The sequence below is a fragment of the Variovorax sp. YR634 genome, from assembly GCF_900106655.1.
Taxonomy (GTDB): domain Bacteria; phylum Pseudomonadota; class Gammaproteobacteria; order Burkholderiales; family Burkholderiaceae_C; genus Variovorax.
Map to the genome: position 1 here is coordinate 48,187 of NZ_FNOL01000009.1, position 23,802 is coordinate 71,988.

Genomic DNA, 23,802 nt, shown 5'->3' on the forward strand with positions numbered 1-23,802 from the left:
GCCGTGACACATGCGCACGCACGGCGTGCGCCGCAAACAATCGCGCCAGACCGCTGTCGGTCTGACACACGAACGAGGTTTGCGATCATGAAGATGTTGTCCAGAAGGGCGTTCTCGGCGCTTGCGACAGGGGCTTCCGCGTTCGTGGCGGTCGCAGGCGGCGGATGGCCGGTGCGCAGCGCGCTGGCCGCCTCGCCGGGCCTGCGGGACTACGGCAAGGCCCCCGAGTTCGCAGGCATCGACAAATGGCTCAACTCGCAGCCGCTCACGATGCAGGGGCTGGCCGGCAAGGTGGTGCTGGTCGACTTCTGGACCTACTCCTGCATCAACTGCATTCGCACGCTGCCGCACGTGGTGCGCTGGTACGAGAAGTACAAGGACCAGGGCTTCGTGGTGATCGGCGTGCATTCGCCCGAGTTCGCATACGAGAAGTCGACGCGCAATGTGCAGGACGCGATCGAGCGCTTCAACATCCACTATCCGGTGGCGCAGGACAACAGCTTCACCACCTGGAAGGCCTACAACAACCAGTACTGGCCGGCCTTCTACCTGGTCGATAGCAAGGGGCAGGTGATGCGTCAGCATTTCGGCGAAGGGGAATACGCCGAGATGGAGGCCGCGATCGAGGTGCTGCTGGCGCGCAGGCCGGCAGCCTGAGCCAAGGCTACGGGGCTAATTCGGCGATTCGACGATGCGTCGTACCGCCGCCTTGCCCGCGGGCGTGAGCACCGGGCCGAGGTCGGCGTAGGGCACTTCGATCTCGATCGCGCAGCCGTTGCCGAAGTCGGGCTGCGCGAAGCGCATGCCCTTGGCTTCCAGAGTCAGGTCGTAATAGGCGTCTTGCCTGTAGTTGAACTCGCAGTTCTCTTCGGCCTTCGACGGATCGATGCCGGCGTGGCGGAACAGGAAGCGGCGCAGTTTCGGCGTCATGGAGCCGCCGCTGGTGGCGATGGGGCCCGGCCCGGGAGCGTTCGGCGACGGCTGGCGAGAGGCGAACCATGTCCACAGGTCGACCTGCTTGCCCGTCTGCAGGTCCCAGGTGCGATAGAACCACGAGATGCCGGCACGGCCCGTGCCGGCCGTCCAGGTGTAGTTGCGGATGCTCAGCCACTGCGAGGTCCAGTAGGACGGATCGGCGGTGTTCTCGTCTTCCGCCGGCACGCCGACCCGTCCGAGGAACTCGCGGCGCTTGTCGAAGTACTCCTTGATCGTGTCTTTGCTGGTGTCGAAGTCGCGGCGCAGCTCGCGGTTGATGGCCGCCAGCGTGGGCTCGGGGCCGGAGAGTTCGATGGTTTCCTGCCCGGCGAAGCGCAGGCGGCGAAAGCTGCGGCCGGCCGCGAATTCCTCTTTCTTCCCGGTCTCGATCTTCGGCGGTGCTTCGAGCAGGCCTGCATAGCCGTCGCTCGCGCAGGCCTTGTCGCCGCCCGTGGCATCGGACAGGTTCAACTGGATGGGCAGCGTCACTGGCGTGCCCTTCACGTTCTTCCAGGTGCCGGTGAGCGTCGTGCCTTTGCCCGGGCCGAGCGCCCACAGGCCGGTCTCGCCGCCTTCGTGCCAGAAGCTGTCCTTCTCGGAGCGGCCCAGCGCGATGGCCTTTCTGTATTGCTTGTAGAAGTAGCTGCCGCTCGGATATTCGGCGTTGAAGCAGGCCACGATGGCCTTGGTGTCGAGCGTGCCTTCCCACACGCCCTTGGGCACTTCGACGGTTCCAGTCGCGCTGGCCAGGAAGGGCGCCAGCAGAAAAAGGCCACCGAGGGTGCGAAAGACTTTCATGGCTTGCGTGCGGAGATCGAATACATGAGCGGAATGCGCGGCATGCCCTCGGGCGGCGCCATGCGGCGCCCACCGATGTCGCGCATGCCTTCGAAGGGCTTCCAGCCGTTGGCGTACGGGTACTCGTCGAGCCGCTCGATGACGAGACCGGCCAGCGACAGCGCGGTCGTCACTTGGCCCACGCCCCATGTGAACTCGAAGCTCGGATGCGGGTTGCTGAAGTTCTCCACGCCGCGCTCGTAGCCCTCGCGCACGAGGCCGTCGCCGGACTCGGCCACGTAGTCGCCCACGCCTTCCTCGGGCACGGGAGCTTCGTTGAAGTAGTCGTAGTGGAACTTCCAGGCGGGGTCGAACACGAGTGCGAAAGGATGGAACTCGATGAAGACGAAGCGGCCACCGGGCTTGAGCAGCTGCGCCACGCCGCGCGCCCAGGCGCCGATGTCGGAGAGCCAGCACAGAGTGCCGTACGAGCAGAACACGATGTCGAAGCGCTCGCCGCGCGCCTGTGCATCGCGAAAGTAGTCGTAGACATCCGAGCGCACGAAGCGCGCCGCGATGCCCGATTGCTGCGACAGCCGCGTCGCGAAGTCGATGGCCTCGTCGGAGATGTCCACGCCCGTCACTTCGGCACCCAGGCGCGCGATGCTCAGGCTGTCCTGCCCGGCATTGCACTGCAGGTGCAGCACCGACAGGCCCGTCACGTCGCCGAGCAGGCCGGCTTCCTCGGGAAAGAGGGTGGAGCCGCCCTTGCGGAAGAAGGCGGCCTGGTCGCCCTTGTGGCTGTTGTGCGCGACAGTGGCCGCGTTCCACGAGAGCCGGTTGGCTTCGTGCAGGTCCGGCTTCATGGAGTGGTGCTTGTTCTTTGCGTAGGCCAGCCCGCCAGATTGCGTTCGGCGATGCCCGCGAGCGCGGTGATCCATGCCGGGCTGTCGTTGAGGCAGGGGATGTAGCTGAAGGCTTCACCGCCTGAGTGCAGGAAGGCTTCGCGGCCTTCCATGGAGATTTCTTCGAGCGTCTCGAGGCAGTCGGCCGGGAAGCCCGGGCAGACCACGTCCACGCGCTTCACGCCGGAGGCGCCGAGTTCGCGCAGCGTGGGCTCGGTGTAGGGCTCCAGCCACTTGGCGCGGCCGAAGCGCGACTGGAAGGTCACGCGGTACTGGGTGCTCGAAAGGCCCAGCCGTGCCGCGAGCAGGCGTGCGGTTTCGAGGCACTGCGCCTGGTACGGATCGCCCAGCGCGATGTTGCGCGCGGGAATGCCGTGGAAGCTCATCAACAGCACCTCGCCGCGGCCGTCGGTCTTCCAGTGCTTCTCGATGCTCTGCGCCAGCGCCTCGATGTAGGCGGGGTCGTCGTGGTAGTCGTTGACGAAGCGGAATTCGGGTACTCGGCGCTGCCTGCTGCTCCAGGCGTTCACCGCGTCGATCACGCTCGCGGTGGTGGTGCCCGAGTACTGCGGGTAGGCCTGCAGCACCAGCACGCGGGTGGCGCCTTCGGCCTGCAGCGCGTCGAGCCGGGAGGCGATGGATGGGCTGGCATAGCGCATCGCGTCGCGCACCGTCACGCGGTGGCCGCGCTCGCCGAGCCAGCCGGCCAGCAGCGTGGCCTGCTTTTGTGTCCACACCTTGAGCGGCGAGCCTTCGGGCATCCAGATGCTCGCGTACTTGGCTGCGGACTTGGCTGGCCGCGTGCGCAGGATGATGCCGTGCAGGATCAATGCCCAGATTGCCCTGGGGATCTCGACCACGCGCGGGTCGCCCAGGAAGTCGGCGAGATAGGGGCGTACGGCGGCGGCGGTGGGGGCATCGGGCGAGCCCAGGTTGCACCAGAGCACAGCGGTGCGCGGGGTGTGCGGGGTACTTGGAGAAGTGGTCTCATGGCTTGGAGGCATGCGATATTCTCGGGCATGACTTCCGCTCCCACGGCCTCCGCAAGCGCCGCGCCTCTCGATCTCAAGCGCATCTCGGCGATCTCTCTCGACCTCGACGACACCCTGTGGCCGATCTGGCCGACCATTGAACGCGCCGAGGCCGTGCTGCATGAATGGCTGTTGCGCGAAGCGCCGAAGACGGCCTCGCTGTTGATGACGCCGGGCATCCTGCGCGAACTGCGTGAAGCCACGGCCAAGGAGCGTTCAGACCTCGCGCACGACCTGAGCGCGCTGCGCCGCGAATCGATTCGCACCGCACTCACGCGAGCGGGAGAAGACCCGGCGCTTGCCGAGCCGGCCTTCGATGCCTTCTTCGCAGAGCGCCAGCGCGTGACGCTGTATGACGACGCGCTGCCGGCGCTGAAGTGGCTCAGCGAACGCTATCCGCTGGTGGCGGTCTCCAACGGCAACGCCGACATCCACAAGACCGGCGTGGGCCGCTGGTTCCGCACCGGCTTCAACGCACGCGCCTTCGGCAGCGGCAAGCCGCACGCGCCCATCTTCCGCGCGGCCGCCGCGTCGGTCGGCCTGCTGCCCAAGGATGTGCTGCACGTGGGCGACGACGCCGAGCTCGACGTGGTCGGCGCGCTCAACGCCGGCATGCAGGCGGCCTGGCTGGTGCGCGACGAGCGGCCGTGGGTGCATGGTGCGCGGCCGCAGCTGATCGTGCCGAACCTGCACGCGCTGTGCATGGCGCTGGGCGCCTGAGGCACTATTTGAAGACGGGGCGGAAGAAGCTGCGCTCGTAGCTGAGGATGCAGCGGGTTTCTTCCGCGTACTTGAACGCGGCCTGGCACTCCGGGTCTTGCATCGAATCGGCGCGGTACTTTTCGTAGGCGGCCAGGCTGGGAAACGTGAACATTGCCAGCGCTACGTCGTTCGCGCCCTCCGACGGCAAAAAGTAGCCATGGTGTTGGCCGCCGAACTTCTCGACCAGCGGAATCCAGAGCTTGCCGTAGTGCTCGAATTCCTTGAGCTTGTAGGGATCGACGATGTAGCGCAGGTAGCAGGTGACCATGGGTGCTTGTTCCGTGAGGTGGGCTGATGAGGGGTATTGGCGCGGCGTCTGCAGCGATTCGCCGGGCTGACTATAGTTTCCCGTCTGTCTCAACGTCTTGCGGCCTCACGCCGGGCAGGAACCCCAAAGTGCATTTCTCCAACTGGCTCATCTTCTGCGGCGTCACGCTGCTCGTCGCTTTCACACCTGGACCGGCGGTGCTGCTCGCGGTCTCGAATTCGATGAGCGTGGGCCCGCGACGCGCAATGATCAGTTCGCTTGGCAATGCAATGGGCCTGTTCATGGTGTCGGCCGCTGCGATGGCCGGGCTGGGCGTGGTGCTCTCGACCTCGGCTCATGCCTTCATGGTGCTGAAGCTGGCCGGCGCGGCCTACCTGATCTACCTGGGCATCAAGCAATGGCGCAGCCAGGGCAGCGTGTTCGCCGACCTGCAGGGCTCGTCGGCAGGGGCCTCGCCGCGTTCGAGCTGGCGCTTGTTCGGTCACGGCCTGACGGTGGCGCTGAGCAATCCCAAGGGCATTCTTTTCTTCTCGGCGCTGTTCCCGCAGTTCCTCACGCAGGACGCGCCGCTCGCCATGCAGTTCGCGGTGCTGACGACCACCTTTGCGGCTGCCTCGGTGCTGTCGCATGCGTTCTACGTGCTGCTGGCGCGTCTGCTGCGCAAGCAGCTGTCGGACCCGCGTCGCACGCGGCTGTTCAACAAGCTGTCGGGTGGGGCGTTCGTGTTGCTGGGGCTGAGCCTGCTGCGCTTGCCCAACAAGACGGCCTGATTCTTTTCTTCTTCAGTCGAGCGCGAACTGCTCGCGCAGTGCCGCGCAGAAATCGGCTGTGCCGCTGAGCGAGAGGGTGTGCGTGACGAAGCGGGCGTCTTCTTCCTGCATCTGCTGCAGGTCGTAGTCCCACATGGCACCTTCTTCGAGCGCGCCGCGCGCATCGGGGAAGGTGGCTTCGGCCCAGGCGAGCACCTGCGCGATTTCGGCCTGCACCTCGGGCGTCTTGTCGGGCGTGGTCGATGCCATCGCATCGAAGGTGCCGTGGCCTTCGGTATCTTCGCTGTAGTCGAAATCGAGATAGCGCAGTTCGGTCGTCATGAGGTCGCCAATGCTTTCGCGGCTGCCAGCCCACTGAGCACCGCGCCTTCGAGCGTGGCGGGGTAGGCGCCTTCGGTGTAGTCGCCGCAGGCCTGCAGGCCGGGGGCGATGGCCGAAGCGGGTCTCGAAAGTGCGGGCGTGCAGGCGAAGGTGGCGCGCTTCTCGACCACTGTCTGCACGAGCTGCAGGTTTGTCTGGCCCAACTGTGCGGCCGCCTGAGCGACTACCTGTTCTTCCAGCACTTCGCGCGGTGTTTCATTGGCGCTCACGACCATCGCGAGCACGCCTTGCAGGCCGGTGAGCTGGCCGCGGTCGAACGCGAATTGCGCCGGTGCCGTGGCCGGGTTGCTGCGCAGCGCGAGCATCGGTTCCGCAAGTGGTGAGGCGCCGCGCACGTAGATGGTGGCGATGGCTTCGAAGCGCAGGGCTTCGGTGGTGTCGCACCAGGCATCCGCTTGCAGGCCGGACGCACGTACGAGCCGGGCGGCGTCCCACGGCGCGCAGGCCAGCACGACCTGGTCGAAGGATTCATCGTCGACGCGCCACCGGCCGCCCTCGGATGCGATGGCACGCACGCGGGTGCCGATTCGTACTTGCGCGCCCTGTGCCGTCAGCCATCGGATGGCCGCGTCGGGAAGCAGCGCGCCCAGGTCGGCACGGGGCAACAGCAAGTCGGCGGCGCCACTGCCGCTGAAGAGTGCGTCCTTCAGCACGCGCAGGAAAACTTCGCCGCTCGACTGCCCCACCGGCGTGTTGAGCGCCGACACGCACAATGGCTCGATCAGTTCCTTCATCACGCGTGGGGTGAGGCCGGCGCACAGGTCGGCGACCGTGGTGGCGCCGGCGCAGCGAAAGCCCGCAAGGCGCCATCCGATGGCAGTGCGCAGCAGCGACGACTTGTCGCGCCACGTCCAGCCGCGCGCGGTGAAGATGCCGGCCAGCAGGTCGAGCGGCGCGGGCAGCCGCGGCAGCTTGAGACCGCCGCCGTCGGCAAAGCGCAGCGACAGCGGCAGGCGCAGCAGCACGCTGTCGACATCCACGCCGACATCGCGCATCAGCTTCAGCGTGGCGGTGTAGGCGCCGATCAGGATGTGCTGCCCGTTGTCGAGCGCCAGCCCGTGCATGTCGTCGACGCGCCGCGCGCGGCCGCCGGGCATGTGCGCGGCTTCGAACAGCGTGACGGCATGGCCGAGCCGCGTGGCCTCGACCGCGCAGGCGAGGCCGGCCCAACCGGCACCGATGACAGCTGTCTTCTTCAAGACTAGATGCGCCCGAGCGCCTGGACCTTCCACGCCAGCCAGAACTTGCGTACCGGCGTCAGGCTCACCCGCTGGTTCAGCACCTGGAAGTTGTCGCGCTCGATCTCGCGCAGCAGCGTGCGATAGATGCTGGCCATCATCAGGCCCGGCTTCTGCGTGCGGCGGTCGGCGAGCGGGAGCAGGGCGAGCGCTTCGTCATACGCCACGTGGGCGCGCGCGGCCTGGAACTTCATCAGCGTGACGAAGCGCTCGGAGTGCACGCGGTTCAGGATCTCGTGCGCCTTCACGTCGAACTTCTGCAGTTCGTTCACCGGCAGGTAGATGCGCCCGCGCAGGGCGTCTTCGCCGACGTCGCGCAGGATGTTGGTGAGCTGCAGCGCCAGGCCCAGCTTGTGGGCGTAGGCGGTGGTTTTCGGATCGGTCTGGCCGAAGATGCGCGCCGCGACTTCGCCGACCACGCCGGCCACCAGGTGGCAGTAGCGCGCTAGGCCGGGAAAGTCGAGGTAGCGGGTCTGGTCCAGGTCCATCTGGCAGCCGTCGATCACTTCGTGGAGCTGGCGCGCCTCGATGCCGTAGGCCGCGGTGTGTGGCATCAGCGCCTGCATGACCGGATGGCGCGGCGTGCCCGCGAAAGACTGGGCTACCTCGGTGCGCCACCAGGCGAGCTTGGTGGCGGCCACGCCGGGGTCGGTGACCTCGTCGACCACGTCGTCGACCTCGCGGCAGAAGGCATAGAAGGCCGTGATCGCGGCGCGGCGCGGCTTGGGAAGGAACAGGAAGGCGTAATAGAAACTGCTGCCCGAGGCGGCGGCCTTGTCTTGCACGTATTGCTCGGGATTCATCGGGGAGGCGCTGCTTTCATGGGCCGCCATTGTCTCCGCATCCGCATGGCCTTCCAGAGCAGCACGGGCGCGTCGGTCTTGCCGATGGTGGGGCGCTGCGAGAAGGTGTCGAAGCCCAAGTCCTCGATCTTGTCGAGGATGCGCAGGCCGCCCTGCACGACGAGGCGCAGCTCCCAGCCGGCACGGCCGGGCAGGCGGTGCACGAGAGGGGCACCTTCGTGCATGAGTTCGCGGGCCCAATGCGACACCACTGCTATCAGATTGATAGCTTCCTGCGGCGGCGGGGCGTTCGAGAGCGGCGCAAAGACCTTGAAGTTTTCGCGCGTCATCTTGCGGCGGGCACAGTCGGTCAGCGGAAAGTAGAAGCGGTCGCGCGGCAGGTCGACGCTCGGGTCCTGCCAGAAGTTGATGAGCTGCAGCGCGCTGCAGATGGCGTCGCTCTGCGCCAGCGCCTCGGAGTCGTGCATGCCGTAGAGATGCAGCAACAGGCGGCCGACGGGGTTGGCGGAGCGGCGGCAGTAGTCGAGCAGTTCGGCGCGGTCGGCGTAGGTGCCGCGGTCGCGGGTCTTCTCGATGTCCTGCATGAAGGCGCTCAGCAGGTTGGCGAGCAGGTCTTCGGGCAGGCCGTATTGGGCAATGCTGTGGGCCAGCGGGCCGAATACGCGCGGCCAGCGCGACGACGGGAGCACTTCGCCCTGGGCGGCGGCGGCGAGTTCTTCACGGTAGGCGTGCAGCTCGGCCAGGCGCTCGCTGGGCGAGGCGGTGCCTTCGTCGGCAATGTCGTCGGCGGTGCGCGCGAAGTGGTAAATAGCCGCGATCGGCGGTCGCAGGTGTGGCGGGCACAGCCACGAGGCGACGGGGAAGTTTTCGTAGTGCGCAGGCGGCGCAGCGAGGTGGGGAGTGGCGGACACGCCACGATTGTCAGCGACGATGCAAAGCCCCGGCACTATGCTCGCAGCGTCGCCACTTTGAACTTCTGCTTCATGAAAGCATCCGCTTCGGCTTCCGGGCCCCAGGTTTCAGCGTACGGCGAGGCGGCGCATCCGAAGGGGCCCACGCTCATGATCGCGGCGCTGGGCGTTGTGTTCGGCGACATCGGCACCTCGCCCCTCTACGCCTTCAAGGAAACGATGAACCCCGAGCACGGCGTGCCGTTCTCGCCCGATTCGGTGCTGGGCCTGCTCTCGCTGATCTTCTGGGGGCTGATGTTCGTGGTCACGCTGAAGTACGTGGTGTTCGTGCTGCGCGCCGACCACGACGGCGAGGGCGGCATCCTGGCGTTGCAGGCGCTGGCGCGCAGCGCGGTTGCGGGGCCCAAGACCAAGCCGTGGGTGTGGAGCGTCATCGGCATGCTGGGCCTGGTGGGGGCGGCCATGTTCTACGGCGACAGCCTGATCACGCCGGCCATCTCGGTGCTGTCGGCAGTCGAGGGGCTGGAGGTGCAGGCGCCGGTGCTGCAGCGCGCGGTGATCCCGATCACGGTGGTGATCCTGGTTGCGCTCTTCATGGTGCAGAAGAAGGGCACGGGCGTGGTCGGCAAGATCTTCGGGCCGGTCATGCTGCTTTGGTTCGTTGTGCTGGCGGCAGCCGGCTTGTGGCAGGTGCTGCAGCAGCCGCAGGTGCTGGCGGCGCTGGACCCACGTCGCGCCCTCGGCTTTCTCGTCGAGCATCGGGCGCAGTCGCTGGCGGTGCTGGGCGCGGTGTTCCTGGCGTTCACGGGCGGCGAGGCGCTGTATGCCGACATGGGGCACTTCGGCGCCAAGCCGATTCGCCTGGCGTGGATGTTCATCGCACTGCCGGGGCTGGTGCTGAACTACTTCGGGCAGGGTGCGCTGGTGCTGGCGAACCCGGCGGCCATCGACAACCCGTTCTTCCGGCTCTTTCCCGCGTGGGGCGTGCTGCCGATGGTGGTGCTGGCCGCGATGGCGACGGTGATCGCCTCGCAGGCGGTGATCTCGGGCGCCTTCTCGCTCACGGCGCATGCGATGCGCATGGGCTACCTGCCGCGCATGCGGGTGATACAGACTTCGGGCACGGCCATCGGGCAGATCTACGTGCCGGCCGTCAACTGGCTGCTGATGGTGGGCGTGCTGCTGCTGGTGCTGGGCTTCCGCAGCTCTGGTGCGCTGTCGGCTGCGTACGGCATCGCGGTGTCGATCACGATGGTGACGACCACGCTGCTGGCCGGCATCGTGGCCTGGGGGCTGTGGCGCTGGAACAAGGTGGCGGTGCTGGTCGGCGTGGCGGCCTTCGCGGTGGTCGACCTGACCTTCGTGATCGCCAACAGCCTGAAGGTGGCCGAGGGCGGCTGGCTCACGCTGGCGGTGGCGGCCGTGGTGATGGTGGTCTTCACCACCTGGGCCAAGGGGCGCCGGCTGGGACTGGAGGCCGCAGCGGCCGAGAGCCTGCCGCTGCGGCCGTTCGTCGAATCGCTGGCGTTGCACATGCCGCACCGGGTGAGCGGCACGGCGGTGTTCCTGAACCCCGACGCCACTGCGGTGCCGCATGCGCTGCTGCATAACCTCAAGCACAACCAGGTGCTGCACGAGCAGGTGATCGTGCTGCGCGTGCTGCCCTGCGACACCCCGCGCGTCGATGCACGCATCCGCATCGAGGCCGAGCAGCTGATGGAAGGCATCTGGATGGTCACGGCGCGCCACGGCTTCATGGAGCGGCCCGACGTGCCCGAGTTCATCCGCATCCTGGCTTACCAGAAGACGCTGGCGATCGATTCGATGAAGACGTCTTACTTCGTCTCGCGCGCCTCGGTCGGCGAGGAAAACCTGCCGGGCATGAACCCGGTCCGGCGTGTGTTGTTCGGCTGGCTGCAGCGCAACGCAGGGCGGGCTTCGGACTACTTCGAGCTGCCTGACAACCGGCTTGTGGAGATGGGTCAACGCACCTAGTGACCGGCGGGTCATTGACAGTAGTTCACGTTTACCCTAAATTACTAACCAGTGGGTCAGTAATGATCCGGTTCGTCCTTTCCAGGGTGTTTCATGACCGCCTCCGCCGTCCTCTCGTTCCGTGTCCGCAGCGCCGCCTGGTTGCTGCTTCCCGCCATTTTTCTGGCCGGCTGTTCGCCGAAGCCTGCGGCCGAGGACCCCGTTCGCGCGGTCAAGTTCGTGACCGTCGGGGCGAGCGAATTCGATGCCCAGCCCGAGTTTTCTGCCGAGGTGCGCGCGCGTGTCGAATCGCGCCTTGGCTTCCGCGTGGCGGGCAAGATCACCAAGCGCCAGGCCGAACTCGGCCAGCATGTGCAGGCCGGCCAGGTGCTGGCACAGCTCGATCCGCAGGACTACCGCCTCGCCGCTGAAGCCGCACGCGCTCAGCAGGCCGCCGCGCTGACCAATCGCGACCTCGCGGCCGCCGATCTCAAGCGCTACGCCGAGCTGCGTGCGCAGAACTTCATCAGCGGCGCCGAACTGGAGCGCCGCGAGACCACCTGGAAGGCCGCGCAGGCCCAGCTCGAGCAGGCTCAGGCGCAACTCGCCTCGCAGGGCAACCAGGCCAACTACACGACGCTGGTGGCCGACGTGGCCGGCATCATCACCGCCATCGAGGCCGAGCCGGGCCAGGTGGTGCAGGCCGGCACGCCGGTCGTTCGCATTGCGCAGGACGGCGCGCGCGACGTGGTGTTCGCGGTGCCTGAAGACCGCGCCACGCTGATCAAGGCCGGCTCGCCCGTCACGGTACGTGGCTGGTCGGGCGGCAACGAACTGGAGGGCCAGGTGCGCGAAGTGGCAGCCAGCGCCGACGCGGTGACGCGCACCTACTCGGTCAAGGTCGCCATCGACGCAGCCACCTCGCCGCCACTCGGCGCCACGGTCTATGCGCGTCCGCAGGCGCTCGCGCACGGCACCACCACGGTGATGAAGCTGCCGACCAGCGCGCTGCGCCAGGAAGGCAAGGGCTCGGCCGTATGGGTGCTCGACAAGTCGACCATGACGGTGCGCTCACAGACCGTGCAAGTAGCCACGGCCGACGGCAATGAGGCCGTGATCGCCGGCGGCATCGCGCCCGGCATGATGGTCGTGGCCGCTGGCGTGCACGTGCTGTCGCCGGGGCAGAAGGTCACCATCTACCAGTCCAAGGAGGCGGCAGCGGCCGCCGCCAATGCCGGTGCGAAGGAATCGGCGCAGCCCGTTGCGGCTGTCGCTGCGACGAACAAGGAGATCGCAGCGGGTGCCGGCAAATGAGCGGCGGCGCAGCGACTCCCACTGAAAAGCCCGCCGGCTTCAACCTCTCCAAATGGGCGCTGGACCACGCGCCCCTCACGCGCTACCTGATGGTGGTGCTGATGGTGCTGGGTGCCTTCGCGTACTTCCAGCTCGGCCAGGACGAAGATCCGCCCTTCACCTTCCGTGCGATGGTCGTGCGCACCTACTGGCCCGGCGCCACCGCGCAGCAGGTGGCCGAGCAGGTCACCGACAAGCTCGAGCGCACGCTGCAGGAAGCGCCGTACGCCGACAAGATCCGCAGCTACTCGAAGCCGGGTGAGTCGCAGATCATCTTCAACATCAAGGACTCGTCGAAGTCCACCGAGGTCGCGAACGTCTGGTACACGGTGCGCAAGAAGATCGGTGACATGCGCGCCACCTTGCCCGCCGGCGTGCAGGGGCCGTTCTTCAATGACGATTTCGGCGATGTCTACGGCGTGATCTACGCGCTGGAGAGCGACGGCTTCAGCTACGCCGAGCTCAAGACGCTGGCCGACGACGTGCGCCAGCAGCTGCTGCGCGTGAAGGACGTGGCCAAGGTCGACCAGTTCGGCGTGCAGGACGAGAAGGTCTACATCGAGATCTCGCAGAAGCGCCTGGCGCAGCTGGGGCTCGACTTCAACGCGGTGCTGGCGCAGCTCGGTTCGCAGAACGCGATCGAGAGTGCGGGCACGATCCAGTCGCCGCAGGACGTGGTGCAGGTGCGCGTCGCGGGCCAGTTCACCAGCGTCGACCAGCTGCGCGAGATGCCCATTCGCGGCAGCTCGGGCAACCAGATCAAGCTCGGCGACATTGCGGACATCCACCGCGGCTACATCGATCCGCCGTCGGTCAAGATGCACCACCAGGGCAAGGAAGTGATTGGCCTGGGCGTGTCGATGGCCAAGGGCGGCGACATCATCGCGCTGGGCAAGGCGCTGAAGGCCACCACCGCCACCATCGACCAGCGCCTGCCGGCCGGCGTCAAGCTGGCGCAGGTGCAAGACCAGCCGGTGTCGGTGGCGAGCTCGGTCAACGAATTCGTCGGCGTGCTGATCGAGGCCGTGGCCATCGTGCTGGCCGTGAGCATCATCTCGCTCGGCCTGCACAAGGGCGGGCGCTTCGGCTGGTACATCGACATGCGCCCGGGGCTGGTGGTGGCAATCACCATTCCGCTGGTGCTGGCCGTGACCTTCCTGGCGATGAACTACTTCGGCATCGGGCTGCACAAGATATCGCTGGGGTCGCTCATCATCGCGCTCGGCCTGCTGGTGGACGACGCGATCATCGCGGTCGAGATGATGGTGCGGAAGATGGAAGAGGGCTACGACAAGGTCCGCGCCGCCACCTTCGCCTACGACGTGACGGCCAAGCCGATGCTCACGGGCACGCTCATTACCGCGGCGGGTTTCCTGCCGATCGGCATCGCCAAGTCGGTGACGGGCGAATACACCTTCGCGATCTTCGCGGTGACGGTGATCGCGCTGGTGCTGTCGTGGATCGTCTCGGTGTACTTCGTGCCGTACCTCGGCACGCTGCTGCTGAAGGTGAAGCCGCACGACCCCGATGCACCGCCGCACGAGCTGTTCGACACACCGTTCTACAACGTCTTCCGCCGCACGGTGAACTGGTGCGTGCAGCACCGCTGGATGACCATCGGCGCCACGATTCTGATCTTTGCACTCGGCATTGTCGGCATGGGCAAGGTGCAGCAGCAGTTCTTCCCCGATTCGAGCCGGCCCGAGATCCTGGTCGACCTCTGGTTTCCTGAAGGCACCTCCTTCGCCGCCAACGAAGAAGTGGCCAAGCGCGTCGAGCAGCGCGTGATGCAGGAGGCCGGCGTGAAGACGGTCAGCACCTGGATCGGCTCCGGCGTGCCGCGCTTCTACCTGCCGCTGGACCAGGTGTTCCCGCAGACCAACGTGTCGCAGCTGATCGTGCTCGCCAAGGACCTGAAGGTGCGCGAGACGCTGCGCATCAAGCTGCCGCTGGTGCTGGCGCAGGAGTTTCCCGAGGTGCGCGGCCGCGTCAAGCTGCTGCCCAACGGGCCGCCGGTGCCGTACCCGGTGCAGTTCCGCGTGATCGGCCCCGACCCGGCGTTGCTGCGCGGCCATGCCGACGAAGTGAAGGCCGTGCTGCGCGACAACGCCAACATGCGCGGCGTGAACGACAACTGGAACGAGTCGGTGAAGGTGATCCGCCTCGAGATCGACCAGGCCAAGGCGCGCGCGCTCGGCGTGACGAGCCAAGCCATCGCGCAGGCCTCCAAGACCATGTTCAGCGGCACCACCGTGGGCCAGTACCGCGAGAACGACCTGCTGATCGACATCGTGCTGCGCCAGGCGCCCGACGAGCGCCAGGCTATCTCGGACATCGGCAACGCCTACATCCCGACGACCTCGGGCCGTTCGATTCCGCTCACGCAGATCGCCAAGCCGGTGTTCACCTGGGAGCCGGGCGTGATGTGGCGCGAGAACCGCGACTACGCCATCACCGTGCAGGGCGACGTGGTCGAAGGCCTGCAGGGCGCGACCGTGACGGCGCAGCTGCTGCCGAAGCTGCGCGAGCTAGAAGCCGGCTGGGTGGCGGCCGGGCAGGGCGGCTACCGCATCGAGGTGGCGGGCGCGGTGGAGGAGAGCAGCAAGGGCTCGGCCTCGATCGTGGCCGGCGTGCCGATCATGCTGTTCCTGGTGTTCACGCTGCTGATGCTGCAGCTGCACAGTTTCAGCCGCTCGCTGCTGGTGTTCATCACCGGGCCTATGGGCATTGCCGGTGTGGCTGGCGCGCTGCTGGTGCTGAACCGGCCCTTCGGCTTCGTGGCGCTGCTGGGCGTGATCGCGCTGATGGGCATGATCCAGCGCAATGCGGTGATCCTGATCGACCAGATCGAGCTCGACCGCGCGGCGGGCGTGCCGGCGTGGGACGCGATCGTGGAGTCGGCGGTGCGGCGGCTGCGTCCGATCGTGCTGACGGCCGCGGCGGCGGTGCTGGCGATGATCCCGCTGTCGCGCAGCGTGTTCTGGGGGCCGATGGCGGTGGCCATCATGGGCGGCCTGATCGTCGCGACGGTGCTGACGCTGCTGGCCTTGCCGGCAATGTATGCAGCGGCATTTCGTGTGAAGCGGGAGCCGAAAGAGGCGCCGATTAGCGTTTAAAATCGAAAGTTGACCGATTTCAAGCGGATGGTCTTTGGCCCATGGGCTTCCATGGTGCAAAGGGACCGTCCGCTTTTGCATTCACCTGAAAGATTGGCACTGCGCGGGTGGCGAAATTGGTAGACGCACCAGGTTTAGGTCCTGACGTTCGCAAGAACGTGCCGGTTCGAGTCCGGCCCCGCGCACCAGCCCTGCTATGTAGCCCGTCTATCGAGCAGTGAAAAAGCCCCGTTTCGCAAGGAACGGGGCTTTTTCTTTTCTGCCTTCTACCAATCGCTGCTGCTACCGCTGTCGCTGCTTCCGCTGTCACTGCTGCTGTCGGAACTGCTGCTGCTCGAGTCGTCCCACGAGCTCGTGTCCTTGATGCCGAAGTCGTTGTCCACGAAGCTGCGGTCGGGTTGCTGGTCCGGCTCCGGGTCGGACGAGGGCCAGAGGCTGCGGCCCATGCTGGCGTTGCCGTGGCTGTCGCGGTGGTTGTTGAAGATGTTGATCGTGCTGCCCCGGTTGTCGTCGGAGCGGTCGTTCAGCAGGTGGCGCAGCACTTCCCCCGCGACCACCGCGCCGACGCCTGCCACGGCCCCGGCCGCCAGCGCACCGCCGATGCCCGGGCCCTGGCTGGTTGCGGGAGCCGAGGCGGGGTACTCCCGGTCTTCGTCGGCCCTGCTATAGCCCATCGACGAATCGCTGGTGGGCCTGGAGAACCGTGGCGCGCCAGCGGCGGCAGGCGCATCAAAGGTGGTGGCGCGCCTGCGCCGCTGGAAGATGAGGTAGGCGACGATGAACAGGGCCACGATGCCGATCGGTGTCCAGGGGATTGGTCCGGACGACGACGCCGTATCTGCCTTCTCGGGTGAAGCGGCTGGCGCGGCGACCGGGCTGGGCACGGGCGGCGGTGGCTCGGCCTTGATCTCGGCCGGCTTCTCGAGCTTGCGTTCGAGCTTGGCGACCGAGTCGGCCTTCGCGAACTTGAGGCCCGGTGACAGCTCCTTGGCCTGGGACAGTTCGTCCCTGGCGTCGTCGAGCTTGCCGTTCATCGCGAGGAGTTCGGCGTGAACGTAGTGGGCCTTCGCGCTGTTGGGATGGTTCTTCAGCACCTTCGCGATCATCGCGTCGGCTTCCGCCATCCTGCCGCCGTTCGCCGCTTCGTAGATCTGCTGGATGGTCGGCTCTTTCGTCGCCGGCGCGCCCGCGGTCTTGGCCAGCGCGGGCGAGGGCATGCCGAATGCGAGGATCAGGGTGAAGGCGAGGGCGGCGAACAGTCGCTGTAGGGGCATGGGCATTCCTGTGGGCAATGGCGAATCGCAGCCACTGTAAAGGCGATGGAGGCGAAATCTCCGCGTGCAGACCCCCGGCCTGGCCAAAAGGGGTGTCTCCAGCCGATTAGAATCGCGGGTTGCCCAGTTTTGCGCGCGGCACGCGTGTGCCTCCGCTTAAATCCCGCTAGCGCGTGTAAGTCCTTGATCTGTATTGATAAAAAGATGCAGGCCCCGCGCACCAGCCCCCTCACAAGGAAGACATCATGACCGTGAACGTTGAAACTCTCGAGAAGCTCGAACGCAAGATCACGCTGACCCTGCCGGTCGGCACCATCCAGTCCGAAGTCGATTCGCGCCTCAAGAAGCTCGCGCGCACCGTCAAGATGGACGGCTTCCGTCCCGGCAAGGTGCCGATGAACGTCGTGGCCCAGCGCTATGGCTACTCGGTGCACTACGAAGTCATGAACGACAAGGTCGGCGAGGCCTTCTCGCAAGCCGCCAACGAAGCCAAGCTGCGCGTTGCCGGCCAGCCCCGCATCACTGAAAAAGAAGACGCACCTGAAGGCGAACTGGCCTTCGACGCGGTCTTCGAAGTGTTCCCCGAAGTCAAGATCAACGACCTGTCCGGCGCCGAAGTCGAGAAGCTCTCGGCCGAAGTGGGCGACGACGCGATCGACAAGACGCTCGACATCCTGCGCAAGCAACGCCGCACCTTCGCCCAGCGCGCGCAAGACGCCGTGGCGCAGGACGACGACCGCGTGACCGTCGACTTCGAAGGCAAGATCGACGGCGAGCCCTTCCAGGGCGGCAAGGCCGAAGACTTCCAGTTCGTCGTCGGCGAAGGCCAGATGCTGAAGGAATTCGAAGACGCCGTGCGCGGCATGAAGGCCGGCGACAGCCGCACCTTCCCGCTGTCGTTCCCGGCCGACTACCACGGCAAGGACGTGGCCGGCAAGCAAGCCGACTTCATGGTCACCCTGAAGAAGATCGAAGCCTCGCACCTGCCCGAAGTCAACGAGCAGCTGGCCAAGTCGCTCGGCATCGCCGAAGCCACGGTCGAAGGCCTGCGCGCCGACATCAAGCGCAACCTCGAGCGCGAAGTGAAGTTCCGCCTGCTGGCTCGCAACAAGAACGCCGTGATGGACGCCCTGGTGGCCAATGCCGAGCTCGACCTGCCGAACGCCAGCGTGCAGTCGGAAGTCAACCGCATGGTCGAAGGCGCTCGTGCCGAGCTCAAGCAGCGCGGCATCAAGGACGCCGACAAGGCCCCGATCCCCGACGAAGTGTTCCGCCCGCAAGCCGAGCGCCGCGTGCGCCTGGGCCTCGTGGTGGCCGAGCTGGTGCGTGCTAACAACCTGCAGGCCAAGCCCGAGCAGATCAAGGCCCACATCGACGAGCTGGCCGCCAGCTACGAAAAGCCGGCCGACGTGGTGCGCTGGTACTTCAGCGACAACAACCGCCTGGCCGAAGTCGAAGCCGTTGTCATCGAGAACAACGTGACCGATTTCGTCCTGGGCAAGGCAAAGGTCAACGAAAAGTCGGTGTCGTTCGACGAACTGATGGCGCAACAGCAAGGCTGATTTCCGCCGCCGCCCGCTACGCCAATGGGGCTTGTGCTTTGCGGCACGAGCCCCATTTCACTCTGGCGTACAGTGCAAACAGCAGTGAACGATCCCATCTTCCGGAGAGAAAATTCATGATCGCAAACGAAATTCAAGGCCTCGGCATGGTTCCGATGGTCATCGAGCAGTCGGGCCGCGGCGAGCGGTCTTATGACATCTATTCGCGTCTCCTCAAGGAACGCATCATTTTCCTGGTGGGCGAGGTCAACGACCAGACGGCCAATCTCGTGGTGGCCCAGCTGCTGTTCCTCGAGAGCGAAAACCCGGACAAGGACATCTCGTTCTACATCAACTCCCCGGGCGGCAGCGTGAGCGCCGGCATGGCGATCTACGACACCATGCAGTTCATCAAGCCCGACGTGTCGACCATGTGCCTCGGTTTTGCGGCCAGCATGGGCGCCTTCCTGCTGGCGGCCGGCGAGAAGGGAAAGCGTTTCTCGCTGCCCAACTCGAAGATCATGATCCACCAGGTGCTGGGCGGCGCACGCGGCCAGGCGACCGACATCGAGATCCATGCGCGCGACATCCTGCGCACCAAGGACCAGATGAATCGCATCCTGGCCGAGCGCACCGGCCAGCCGCTGGAAAAGGTCAAGGCCGACACCGAGCGCGACTATTTCCTCACGGCTGACGAGGCCAAGGAATACGGTCTGGTGGACCAGGTCGTCGCCAAGCGCGGTTAAAGCTGCGGGGCGCCGGTGGCGCCAAATGGCAAAAAACGGCGTTTTCCACACGGGAAACGCCGTTTTTGTTTAGTTATCATTGTGCATACCCTGTCACGAGGCAAAAGTCCATGGCCGATAAAAAAGGCTCTTCCAGCGAAAAAACGCTTTATTGCTCGTTCTGCGGCAAGAGCCAGCACGAGGTCAAGAAGCTGATCGCGGGCCCTTCGGTCTTCATCTGCGACGAGTGCATCGACCTTTGCAACGAGATCATCCGCGACGAGCTCCCGGCGGGCGAAGAAGCGCGTGAAGCGCGCAGCGATCTGCCGACTCCGCTGGAGATCAAGACCAACCTTGACAACTACGTGATCGGCCAGGAGCCGGCCAAGCGCATGCTGTCGGTGGCGGTCTACAACCACTACAAGCGCCTGCGCCACAAGGAAAAGGCCAAGGGCGACGATGTCGAGCTCAGCAAGAGCAACATCCTGCTGATCGGCCCCACGGGCTCGGGCAAGACGCTGCTGGCTCAAACGCTCGCGCGCATGCTCGACGTGCCTTTCGTGATGGCCGACGCCACCACGCTGACCGAAGCCGGTTACGTGGGCGAGGACGTCGAGAACATCATCCAGAAGCTGCTGCAGAGCTGCAACTACGAAGTCGAACGCGCCCAGCGCGGCATCGTCTACATCGACGAAATCGACAAGATCTCGCGCAAGTCCGACAACCCCTCGATCACCCGTGACGTGTCGGGCGAGGGCGTGCAGCAGGCCTTGCTGAAGCTCATCGAAGGCACGATGGCCAGCGTGCCGCCGCAAGGCGGGCGCAAGCACCCGAATCAAGACTTCCTGCAGATCGACACGACGAACATCCTGTTCATCTGCGGCGGTGCGTTCGCGGGCCTGGAGAAGGTCATCGAAAACCGCACCGAGGCCTCGGGCATTGGCTTCGGCGCCGCGGTCAAGAGCAAGGCCCAACGTAGCATCACCGAGGTGTTCCGCGAAGTCGAACCCGAAGACCTGATCAAGTTCGGCCTGATCCCCGAACTCGTGGGCCGCATGCCCGTGGTCGCATCGCTCGCGGAACTCAGCGAGGATGCGCTGGTCCAGATCCTGACCGAGCCCAAGAATGCCGTGGTGAAGCAGTTCACCAAGCTGCTGCAGATGGAAGGCGTGGACCTCGAGATTCGCCCTGCGGCTCTCAAGGCGATCGCTCGCAAGGCCCTGGCCCGCAAGACCGGTGCACGCGGTTTGCGCTCGATCCTTGAACAGTCGCTGATCGACACCATGTTCGAATTGCCGAACGCGACCAATGTCGACAAGGTGGTGGTCGAGGAATCGACCATCGACGAAAACAAGCCCCCGCTGCTCGTGTACCGCGAAGCGGCGAAAAAGGCCTAAAGCCAAAGACGCGAAGGATCTGCATGTCTGGCCATACCCCTCTGCCTCCCGAAGCCCTCGACCTGCCGCTGCTGCCGCTGCGCGACGTCGTGGTGTTTCCCCACATGGTGATCCCGCTCTTCGTGGGGCGCCCCAAGAGCATCAAGGCGCTCGAGCTGGCCATGGAGGCGGAGCGCCGCATCATGCTGGTGGCCCAGAAGGCCGCTGCCAAGGACGAGCCCTCGGTCGAGGACATGTTCGAGGTCGGCTGCGTCTCGACCATCCTGCAGATGCTCAAGCTGCCCGACGGCACGGTAAAGGTGCTGGTCGAAGGCCAGCAGCGCGCACGCGTGAACCGCATCGACGACGGCGAGACGCACTTCTCGGCCAACGTGACGCCCGTCGAGGCGCCCGAAGGCGGCGAGAAGGGTACCGAGGTCGAGGCGCTGCGCCGCGCGGTGATGCAGCAGTTCGACCAGTACGTCAAGCTGAACAAGAAGATTCCGCCCGAGATCCTGACTTCGATCTCGAGCATCGACGATCCGGGCCGCCTTGCGGACACCATCGCAGCGCACCTGCCGCTCAAGCTCGACAACAAGCAGGCTGTGCTCGACCTCGACGACGTCAAGGCGCGCCTGGAGAACCTGTTCGGGCAACTCGAGCGCGAAGTCGACATCCTCAACGTCGACAAGAAGATCCGTGGCCGCGTGAAGCGCCAGATGGAAAAGAACCAGCGCGACTTCTACCTCAACGAGCAGGTCAAGGCCATCCAGAAGGAGCTCGGCGAAGGCGAAGAGGGCGCGGACATCGAGGAGATCGAGAAGAAGATCAAGCTCGCGAAGATGTCGAAGGAAGGCCTGAAGAAGGCCGAGGGCGAGCTCAAGAAGCTCAAGCTGATGTCGCCCATGTCGGCCGAAGCCACGGTGGTGCGCAACTACATCGACGTGCTCATCGGCCTGCCGTGGAGCAAGAAGACCAAGATCAAGCACGATCTGGCCAATGCCGAGGCCGTGCTCAATGCCGACCACTACGGCCTCGAGAAGGTCAAGGACCGCATCCTCGAATATCTCGCGGTGCAGCAACGCGTCGACAAGGTCAAGGCGCCGATCCTGTGCCTCGTAGGACCTCCGGGCGTGGGCAAGACTTCGCTGGGGCAGTCGATCGCCAAGGCGACCGGCCGCAAGTACACCCGCATGGCGCTGGGCGGCATGCGCGACGAAGCCGAGATCCGCGGCCACCGTCGCACCTATATCGGCGCACTGCCGGGCAAGGTGTTGCAGGGCCTGAGCAAGATCGGCACGCGCAATCCGCTGTTCCTGCTCGACGAAATCGACAAGCTGGGCACGGACTTCCGCGGCGACCCTTCGAGCGCGTTGCTCGAAGTGCTCGACCCCGAGCAGAACCACACCTTCGGCGACCACTACGTGGAAGTTGACTTCGACCTGAGCGACGTGATGTTCGTCGCCACCTCGAATTCGATGAACATTCCGCCGGCGCTGCTGGACCGCATGGAAGTAATCCGCCTCTCGGGCTACACCGAGGACGAGAAGACGCACATCGCGATCAAGTACCTGCTGCCGAAGCAGTTGAAGAACAACGGCGTCAAGGAAGAAGAACTCCTTGTCACCGAAGAGGCCGTGCGTGACATCGTGCGCTACTACACGCGTGAAGCGGGTGTGCGTTCGCTCGAGCGCGAACTGTCCAAGATCTGCCGCAAGGTGGTGAAGGGCCTGTTGCTCAAGCAGTTCACGCCCAAGGTCACGGTCGACGGCACGAATCTCAACGAGTTCCTTGGCGTGCGCAAGTACAGCTTCGGCCTCGCAGAGAAGCAGAATCAGGTCGGCCAGGTGGTTGGCCTCGCATGGACCGAAGTCGGCGGCGACCTGCTGACGATCGAAGCCGTGACCATGCCCGGCAAGGGCGTGATCAGCCGCACCGGTTCGCTGGGCGACGTGATGAAGGAATCGGTCGAGGCCGCGCGCACGGTGGTGCGCAGCCGCTCGCGCCGTCTGGGCATCAAGGACGAGGCGTTCGAGAAGCGCGACATCCACATCCACGTGCCCGATGGCGCTACGCCGAAGGACGGCCCGAGCGCGGGCGCGGCGATGACCACGGCCTTCGTGTCGGCACTTACGGGCATCCCCGTGCGCAGCGACGTCGCGATGACCGGCGAGATCACGCTGCGCGGCGAGGTGACGGCCATCGGCGGCCTGAAGGAAAAGCTGCTGGCCGCGCTGCGCGGCGGCATCAAGACCGTGCTGATTCCGGAAGAGAACGCCAAGGACCTGCAGGAGATTCCCGAGAACGTGAAGAACGGCCTCGAGATCGTGCCTGTGAAGTGGATCGACAAGGTGCTCGAGATCGCTCTCGAGAAAATGCCCGAACCGCTGTCCGACGAAGAAGTGGCTGCATCCGCGGCTGCAGTGGCAGAACTGGCCAAGCAGCGCGCAGGGGCGCCAGCTTCGGAAGGTTCGGTCAAGCACTGACCGGTTGATCGCAAAACTTGTGGAGCCTCGAAAAACTGGTATATAATTCGAGGCTCGAAACGCGGGAATAGCTCAGTTGGTAGAGCGCAACCTTGCCAAGGTTGAGGTCGAGAGTTCGAGACTCTTTTCCCGCTCCAGTTTTGAAAAAGGGAAGCAACAGCTTCCCTTTTTTTCGCTAGTTCGATTTCGTATTTCTGCGTGGCGCGATAGCAAAGCGGTTATGCAACGGATTGCAAATCCGTCTAGCCCGGTTCGACTCCGGGTCGCGCCTCCACTCTCTCGGTTCAACCAGATTCGACTCCGACTACCAAGCCCCGCCAACCCACGTTGCCGGGGCTTGTTTTGTTTGGGTTATCGTCGATGTTCAACCTGACGCCCGGATGGTGAAATTGGTAGACACATCGGACTTAAAATCCGCCGCTTCCTTAATCGGGGCATACGGGTTCGACCCCCGTTCCGGGTACCAAACTTACAAGGGAGCATTCGATGCCTCGCTACAACGCTCCATTTGAGATCCATGTGCACGGCGACGTGCCGCTGCGTTCGGACGTCACCTTCGACCAGATCCAGGAAGCGCTCAAGCCGCTCTGGAAGTACGCTGGCGCCAAGTCGCTGGCCGACGGTGCCACGAGCACCTACGAAGAAGAACCCGGCATCCGCTTCGAGCAGAAGGACCACACGCTGCAGATGTGCTGGACCGTGCCCGGCGACGAAGATTTCCGCCAGGCGCTCGACGAGATGTGCATGGGCCTGAACGAGCTCTCCGAACGCGGCGCAGCCATCGAGGTCACCTTCTACGACACCGACTTCGACGAGGAAGAGGGCGACCCCGAAGAAGAATCGCGCGACGACTTCCTGATGCTGTTCGTCGGCCCGAACCCGGCCGCGATCATGCAGGTGCAACGCGACCTGCTGGTGGAAGACGTCGTCAACCTCATGGAACGCCACTTCGACGGCGCCGAGCTGGGTGGCGTGGTCTCCGAGATCGATCGCCTCTTCAGCGATCGTTTCGACGCGCTGGTGAACTCGCTCGAAATCGGGAAGCGCCCGCGCGGCACCGGTGGACCGGGCAGTGGCGGCAGCGGCGGTGGCCATGGCGGCGGTCGCCGTCCGCGTCACCTGCACTAAGCAACCCC

20 protein-coding genes and 4 tRNA genes are annotated in these 23,802 nt (G+C 65.4%); 15 read left to right on the forward strand and 9 right to left on the reverse strand.

Features of this window, described 5'->3' with window-relative positions:
- The first annotated feature begins 93 nt into the window (after positions 1 to 93).
- Positions 94 to 657, forward strand: a complete 564-nt coding sequence (locus BLV60_RS16940) for a thioredoxin family protein (RefSeq protein WP_093056585.1) — start codon at positions 94 to 96, stop codon at positions 655 to 657.
- Between the two features lie 15 nt (positions 658 to 672).
- On the opposite strand, the gene BLV60_RS16945 is transcribed toward BLV60_RS16940, so the two are convergent.
- From BLV60_RS16945 to hemH, 3 genes are read right to left on the reverse strand one after another with little or no spacing between them, the layout of a single operon-like run.
- Positions 673 to 1,773: a hypothetical protein gene (locus BLV60_RS16945; protein WP_093056439.1), complete on the reverse strand. Its 1,101-nt coding sequence runs from the start codon at positions 1,771 to 1,773 to the stop codon at positions 673 to 675.
- On the reverse strand, positions 1,770 to 2,618 hold the full coding sequence (locus BLV60_RS16950; RefSeq protein WP_093056440.1) for a class I SAM-dependent methyltransferase: 849 nt from the start codon (positions 2,616 to 2,618) through the stop codon (positions 1,770 to 1,772). Before BLV60_RS16950 ends, BLV60_RS16945 begins: the two co-directional genes overlap by 4 nt.
- The gene (hemH, locus tag BLV60_RS16955) at positions 2,615 to 3,661 is read right to left on the reverse strand and encodes a ferrochelatase (RefSeq protein WP_093056441.1); all 1,047 of its coding nucleotides are present in this window, start codon (positions 3,659 to 3,661) and stop codon (positions 2,615 to 2,617) included. The genes BLV60_RS16950 and hemH overlap by 4 nt, the downstream gene beginning before the upstream one ends.
- 15 nt (positions 3,662 to 3,676) lie before the next feature.
- Here hemH and BLV60_RS16960 point away from each other — a divergent pair, with 15 nt between their 5' ends.
- A complete protein-coding gene (locus tag BLV60_RS16960) occupies positions 3,677 to 4,408 on the forward strand; it encodes an HAD family hydrolase (protein WP_093056442.1) in 732 nt (243 codons plus the stop codon).
- 4 nt (positions 4,409 to 4,412) lie between these two features.
- Here BLV60_RS16960 and BLV60_RS16965 read toward each other — a convergent pair whose 3' ends face one another.
- Positions 4,413 to 4,718: an NIPSNAP family protein gene (locus BLV60_RS16965; RefSeq protein ID WP_093056443.1), complete on the reverse strand. Its 306-nt coding sequence runs from the start codon at positions 4,716 to 4,718 to the stop codon at positions 4,413 to 4,415.
- A 128-nt stretch (positions 4,719 to 4,846) separates the two neighbouring features.
- Here BLV60_RS16965 and BLV60_RS16970 point away from each other — a divergent pair, with 128 nt between their 5' ends.
- Entirely contained in the window at positions 4,847 to 5,488 is a 642-nt protein-coding gene (locus BLV60_RS16970) for a LysE family translocator (RefSeq protein ID WP_093056444.1), read from the forward strand.
- Between the two features lie 12 nt (positions 5,489 to 5,500).
- On the opposite strand, the gene BLV60_RS16975 is transcribed toward BLV60_RS16970, so the two are convergent.
- Genes BLV60_RS16975 through hpnC form a run of 4 tightly spaced genes read right to left on the reverse strand, consistent with a single transcriptional unit; the run spans position 5,501 to position 8,821 of the window.
- Complete coding sequence (locus tag BLV60_RS16975; protein ID WP_093056445.1) at positions 5,501 to 5,809, reverse strand: hypothetical protein; 309 nt, start codon at positions 5,807 to 5,809, stop codon at positions 5,501 to 5,503.
- Positions 5,806 to 7,068, reverse strand: coding sequence for a hydroxysqualene dehydroxylase HpnE (hpnE, locus tag BLV60_RS16980; protein ID WP_093056446.1), 1,263 nt, complete (start codon positions 7,066 to 7,068; stop codon positions 5,806 to 5,808). Before hpnE ends, BLV60_RS16975 begins: the two co-directional genes overlap by 4 nt.
- Before the next feature lie 2 nt (positions 7,069 to 7,070).
- The gene (gene hpnD, locus BLV60_RS16985; RefSeq protein ID WP_093056447.1) at positions 7,071 to 7,910 is read right to left on the reverse strand and encodes a presqualene diphosphate synthase HpnD; all 840 of its coding nucleotides are present in this window, start codon (positions 7,908 to 7,910) and stop codon (positions 7,071 to 7,073) included.
- The gene (gene hpnC / locus BLV60_RS16990; protein ID WP_093056448.1) at positions 7,907 to 8,821 is read right to left on the reverse strand and encodes a squalene synthase HpnC; all 915 of its coding nucleotides are present in this window, start codon (positions 8,819 to 8,821) and stop codon (positions 7,907 to 7,909) included. Before hpnC ends, hpnD begins: the two co-directional genes overlap by 4 nt.
- Positions 8,822 to 8,971: 150 nt before the next feature.
- Here hpnC and BLV60_RS16995 point away from each other — a divergent pair, with 150 nt between their 5' ends.
- From BLV60_RS16995 to BLV60_RS17010, 4 genes are all read left to right on the forward strand, one after another.
- Positions 8,972 to 10,816 carry a potassium transporter Kup gene (locus tag BLV60_RS16995; protein WP_093056449.1) on the forward strand — a complete coding sequence of 615 codons (1,845 nt, stop codon included), beginning with the start codon at positions 8,972 to 8,974 and terminating at the stop codon, positions 10,814 to 10,816.
- A 93-nt stretch (positions 10,817 to 10,909) separates the two neighbouring features.
- On the forward strand, positions 10,910 to 12,109 hold the full coding sequence (locus BLV60_RS17000) for an efflux RND transporter periplasmic adaptor subunit (RefSeq protein ID WP_093056450.1): 1,200 nt from the start codon (positions 10,910 to 10,912) through the stop codon (positions 12,107 to 12,109).
- Positions 12,106 to 15,264, forward strand: coding sequence for an efflux RND transporter permease subunit (locus BLV60_RS17005; protein WP_093056451.1), 3,159 nt, complete (start codon positions 12,106 to 12,108; stop codon positions 15,262 to 15,264). Before BLV60_RS17000 ends, BLV60_RS17005 begins: the two co-directional genes overlap by 4 nt.
- A 101-nt stretch (positions 15,265 to 15,365) precedes the next feature.
- Positions 15,366 to 15,452, forward strand: a tRNA-Leu gene (locus BLV60_RS17010).
- A 78-nt stretch (positions 15,453 to 15,530) separates the two neighbouring features.
- Here BLV60_RS17010 and BLV60_RS17015 read toward each other — a convergent pair.
- The gene (locus tag BLV60_RS17015) at positions 15,531 to 16,538 is read right to left on the reverse strand and encodes a tetratricopeptide repeat protein (RefSeq protein WP_143042594.1); all 1,008 of its coding nucleotides are present in this window, start codon (positions 16,536 to 16,538) and stop codon (positions 15,531 to 15,533) included.
- A gap of 245 nt (positions 16,539 to 16,783) precedes the next feature.
- Between BLV60_RS17015 and tig the strand changes: the two genes are divergently transcribed.
- The 8 genes from tig to BLV60_RS17055 all read left to right on the forward strand — a co-directional run bounded on the left by tig (position 16,784) and on the right by BLV60_RS17055 (position 23,794).
- Positions 16,784 to 18,100, forward strand: a complete 1,317-nt coding sequence (gene tig, locus BLV60_RS17020; protein ID WP_093056453.1) for a trigger factor — start codon at positions 16,784 to 16,786, stop codon at positions 18,098 to 18,100.
- A gap of 116 nt (positions 18,101 to 18,216) precedes the next feature.
- On the forward strand, positions 18,217 to 18,825 hold the full coding sequence (gene clpP, locus BLV60_RS17025) for an ATP-dependent Clp endopeptidase proteolytic subunit ClpP (protein ID WP_093056454.1): 609 nt from the start codon (positions 18,217 to 18,219) through the stop codon (positions 18,823 to 18,825).
- Positions 18,826 to 18,935: 110 nt separating this feature from the next.
- On the forward strand, positions 18,936 to 20,201 hold the full coding sequence (clpX, locus tag BLV60_RS17030) for an ATP-dependent Clp protease ATP-binding subunit ClpX (protein WP_007829783.1): 1,266 nt from the start codon (positions 18,936 to 18,938) through the stop codon (positions 20,199 to 20,201).
- A 23-nt stretch (positions 20,202 to 20,224) separates the two neighbouring features.
- Entirely contained in the window at positions 20,225 to 22,666 is a 2,442-nt protein-coding gene (gene lon / locus BLV60_RS17035; protein WP_093056455.1) for an endopeptidase La, read from the forward strand.
- A 61-nt stretch (positions 22,667 to 22,727) separates the two neighbouring features.
- Positions 22,728 to 22,803: transfer RNA gene (locus tag BLV60_RS17040), tRNA-Gly, on the forward strand.
- A 63-nt stretch (positions 22,804 to 22,866) separates the two neighbouring features.
- Positions 22,867 to 22,940, forward strand: a tRNA-Cys gene (locus BLV60_RS17045).
- A 100-nt stretch (positions 22,941 to 23,040) separates the two neighbouring features.
- A tRNA-Leu gene (locus BLV60_RS17050) sits at positions 23,041 to 23,132 on the forward strand.
- 20 nt (positions 23,133 to 23,152) lie between these two features.
- Positions 23,153 to 23,794, forward strand: a complete 642-nt coding sequence (locus tag BLV60_RS17055; protein WP_093056456.1) for a DUF6806 family protein — start codon at positions 23,153 to 23,155, stop codon at positions 23,792 to 23,794.
- The last annotated feature ends 8 nt before the right edge of the window (positions 23,795 to 23,802 follow it).